Origin of the sequence: Novosphingobium piscinae, from assembly GCF_014230355.1 — a bacterium.
In the GTDB taxonomy this organism is placed as follows: Bacteria; Pseudomonadota; Alphaproteobacteria; order Sphingomonadales; family Sphingomonadaceae; genus Novosphingobium; species Novosphingobium piscinae.
Window position 1 is genome coordinate 1 of the sequence record NZ_JACLAX010000043.1, and the last position, 2,579, is coordinate 2,579.

Here is a 2,579-nt window from a genome sequence, read left to right on the forward strand (position 1 = left end):
GTATCCATCCGGCGGGGGCCGCCTTGCCTGGGTAGGCAGCGAGCGCTCTTAAGCGTGCTCTTAAGAGTGTGCTTAGGAGCGGTCGTTGGGCCAGGTGACGGTATTTTCGGGGCCAGAGCGGCGTCGGCGATGGAGCGATGAGGAACGTCTGCAGATTGTGGCCGAGGCGTTCGCGCCGGGCGCGCGGGTTGCCGATGTCTGCCGCCGGCACGATGTCTCGTCCGGGCTGATCTACACCTGGCGGCGCAAGTTGCTCGATGCAGGCGTGGCCCAGGAGGCCAGCGCGCCCGAGGCACTGCCAGCGCCAGTATTCGCCGAAGCGCTGATCGACGGGGACGCGGCGGCGGCCAACACGATCGAGCACCCCGCGATGATCATCGACCTGCCGCGCGGCAAGCGGCTGAGCATTTTCGCGGCGGCATCGCCGGCGCTGGTCGCTGCCGCGCTGAAGGTCCTGCGATGATCCCTTCGGGCGGGCGGGTGTGGATCGCGCTGGGTCACACGGATATGAGGAAGGGCATGCAGGGCCTGGCACTGCTGGTGCAGCAGGGCCTGAAGCGTAATCCGCACGGCGGCGATCTGTTCGTATTCCGCGGCCGCGCAGGATCGCTGATCAAGATCATCTGGCACGACGGGATCGGTATGTCGCTCTACGCCAAGAGGCTCGAGAAGGGGCGGTTCGTGTGGCCCTCGGCTGCGGAAGGAACAGTGTCGCTGACCCCCTCGCAACTGGCCTGCCTGCTGGAGGGGATCGACTGGAGGAACCCCCAGTATACGTGGCGGCCGCAGAGCGCAGGATAATCGGCAGATGCGGGGATTTTGCCCTTGCGGGAGTGAGCCTCGCATGATTCACTCTGGTTCATGGAAGCCGTCATCTCGCCCCTTCCGGACGACGTTGAAGCGCTCAAGGCGCTGGTGGCGACGATGGCCCGCAGAGCCGAGGAAGCCGAGCAGAACGCCGCTACTGCGACGGCCCAGCTTGCCAACGCCATGGCCCATCAGAGCGCCATCGAGGCGCTGATCGCCCACTTCAAGCTGCAGATCGCCAAGCTCAAGCGGGAGCAGTATGGCCCCAGCGCCGAACGCAGCCGACGCCTGCTGGGTCAGATGGAGCTGCAGCTCGAAGAGCTCGAGGCTGATGCTGCCGAAGACGACCTGATCGCCGAGGAAGCGGCGGCCAAGACCACCACGGTCACCGCCTTCGAGCGCAAGCGGCCCGCAAGGAAGCCGTTCCCCGATCACCTGCCGCGCGAGCGTGTCGTGGTGCCTGCCCCTTGTTCCTGCCCGGCCTGCGGCGGGGATCGGCTCTCCAAGCTCGGCGAGGACGTCACCGAGACGCTCGAGGTCATCCCGCGTTCGTGGAAGGTGATCCAGACGGTGCGCGAGAAGTTTGCGTGCCGGGACTGCGAGAAGATCGCTCAGGCCCCGGCACCGTTCCACGTGGTGCCCCGCGGATGGGCCGGCCCCAGCTTCCTCGCGATGCTCCTGTTCGAGAAGTATGGGCAGCATCAGCCCCTCAACCGTCAGGCCGAGCGGTTCGCCCGTGAAGGCGTGCCGCTCAGCCTCTCGACCCTTGCCGACCAGGTCGGCGCCGCTGCTCACGCGCTGATGCCGATCTACAAGCTGATCGAGGCGCATGTTCTGGCCGCAACCCGGATCCATGGTGACGATACCACCGTGCCGGTCATGGCCAGGGGCAAGACCGATGTGGCTCGATTATGGGTCTATGTTCGCGATGATCGGCCCTTCGCGGGGTCTGATCCGCCAGCTGCCCTGTTCCACTACTCGCGCGACCGGCGCGGCGAGCACCCGCAAGCCCATCTCGCAGGCTGGTCGGGGATACTGCAGGCCGACGCCTATAGCGGCTACAACGACCTCTATCGCGAAGGCCGCGACCCCGGCCCCGTGCTCGAGGCTGGCTGCTTCGCACATGCGCGGCGCAAGTTCTTCGAGCTCGCTGATGTCGTAAGCTCGGCCCGCAAGAAGAGCCGCGGACAGAGCGCCGCCATGATCTATCCGATCGCGCTCGAAGCCGTGCAGCGCCTCGATGCCCTGTTCGACATCGAGCGCGGCATCAACGGCAAGAGCCCCGCCGAGCGGCTCGCGGTCCGCCAGGAACTCAGCGCGCCGCTCATGGCCGAGCTCCACACATGGCTCAACGAGCAGGTCGGCAAGCTCTCGCGCGGCCACGATCTGACCAAGGCCTGCTTCTACATGCTCAAGCGCTGGGACGCGTTCACGCGCTTCCTCGGCGACGGCCGCGTCTGCTTGACGAACAACGCCGCCGAGCGCGCGCTCCGCTGCATCCCGCTCGGTCGCAAGGCGTGGCTGTTCTGCGGATCAGATCGCGGTGGGCAACGCGCCGCCGTCATCTACACGCTCATCCAGACCGCGAAGCTCAACGACGTAGATCCACAGGCTTGGCTCGCCGATGTCCTCGCTCGCATCGCCGATCATCCCGCCACCAAGCTCGATCAGCTCCTGCCTTGGAACTGGGGACCGCGCGCTGCAAAGCTCGCCGCATAAACCCGGCCTACGATCCGGTCGGGATCACGCCGCGGCCCTCACCGGATGGATAC

Annotated in this window: 3 protein-coding genes; all 3 read left to right on the forward strand. The window is 66.6% G+C overall.

The genetic code is table 11. The features are described from left to right. Positions 1-94 precede the first annotated feature (94 nt). The 3 genes from tnpA to tnpC are packed head-to-tail and all read left to right on the forward strand — an operon-like array spanning position 95 to position 2,526. On the forward strand, positions 95-463 hold the full coding sequence (gene tnpA / locus H7F53_RS17525; protein ID WP_343062143.1) for an IS66-like element accessory protein TnpA: 369 nt from the start codon (positions 95-97) through the stop codon (positions 461-463). Continuing rightward, positions 460-801, forward strand: coding sequence for an IS66 family insertion sequence element accessory protein TnpB (gene tnpB / locus H7F53_RS17530; RefSeq protein WP_185680805.1), 342 nt, complete (start codon positions 460-462; stop codon positions 799-801). The genes tnpA and tnpB overlap by 4 nt, the downstream gene beginning before the upstream one ends. A 60-nt stretch (positions 802-861) precedes the next feature. Further along, positions 862-2,526 (forward strand): IS66 family transposase, encoded by a 1,665-nt coding sequence (gene tnpC / locus H7F53_RS17535; RefSeq protein WP_185680806.1) that lies wholly within the window; start codon positions 862-864, stop codon positions 2,524-2,526. The last annotated feature ends 53 nt before the right edge of the window (positions 2,527-2,579 follow it).